The organism is Rhizobium pisi (assembly GCF_003938655.1).
In the GTDB taxonomy this organism is placed as follows: Bacteria; Pseudomonadota; Alphaproteobacteria; order Rhizobiales; family Rhizobiaceae; genus Rhizobium; species Rhizobium pisi.
In genome coordinates this window covers 1-818 of record NZ_RJJT01000072.1, presented here as the reverse complement: position 1 = coordinate 818, position 818 = coordinate 1, and the positions used below count along the sequence as shown (strand labels likewise).

1 protein-coding gene is annotated in these 818 nt (G+C 55.9%); it reads left to right on the top strand.

The genetic code is table 11. The features are described from left to right. Positions 1–49: 49 nt before the first annotated feature. Positions 50–766, top strand: coding sequence for an IS6 family transposase (locus tag EFD55_RS32940; protein ID WP_125851295.1), 717 nt, complete (start codon positions 50–52; stop codon positions 764–766). The last annotated feature ends 52 nt before the right edge of the window (positions 767–818 follow it).

The following is an 818-nucleotide window of genomic DNA, read 5'->3' as shown; positions in this document are numbered from 1 at the left end:
GGCACCGTAACGTTAACCGGCCATCGATCAAAATGTGGGATCTGGCGGCATGACCAGATTTGCCCGCGATCCTCTTTATCGTCGCCACCGATTTCCAGCGGAGGTGATTGTTCATGCCGTTTGGCTCTATTTCCGGTTTCCGCTCAGCCTGCGGATGGTCGAGGATATGCTGGCAGCTCGTGGCGTCATCGTCTCTCATCAAACCGTGCGGCTCTGGGCTGAGAAATTCGGCAGACATTTTGCCAATGATATTCGGAAGCGATCAGCCGGCAGGCTGGGCGACAAATGGCACCTCGACGAGGTTGTCATCTCCATCGGTGGAAAGAAACACTGGCTTTGGCGCGCCGTCGATCAGGATGGCTTCGTGCTTGACGTTCTGGTGCAAAGTCGCCGCAATGCCAAGGCTGCAAAGCGTTTGATGCGAAAGCTTCTGAAAGGACAAAGCCGCTCGCCACGAGTGATGTTCACTGACAAACTTCGATCCTACGGTGCGGCCAAGCGGGAGATCATGCCAGGCGTCGAGCATCGCTCGCACAAGGGCCTGAACAATCGGGCGGAGAATTCTCATCAACCCGTCCGACGACGGGAGAGGATCATGAAGCGCTTCAAGTCAGCGCGACAGCTTCAGCGTTTTGTTTCCATCCACGACCCGATCGCCAACCTCTTTCACGTTCCCCGCCACGATATTCCATCCGCCCACCATCGCGAACTGCGAGCGGCAGCCTTGGATACTTGGCGCCAAATCGCACGTCTTCACACCGCATGAATCAAAACCTCACTCCGAGATCTTGCTTTCAGAGCGTTAAGTTTACAGTGCC

What these genes read in the sequence shown, in the direction of transcription:
- EFD55_RS32940 (WP_125851295.1), top strand. Translation starts at nt 50, where the DNA reads ATGACCAGATTTGCCCGCGATCCTCTTTATCGTCGCCACCGATTTCCA.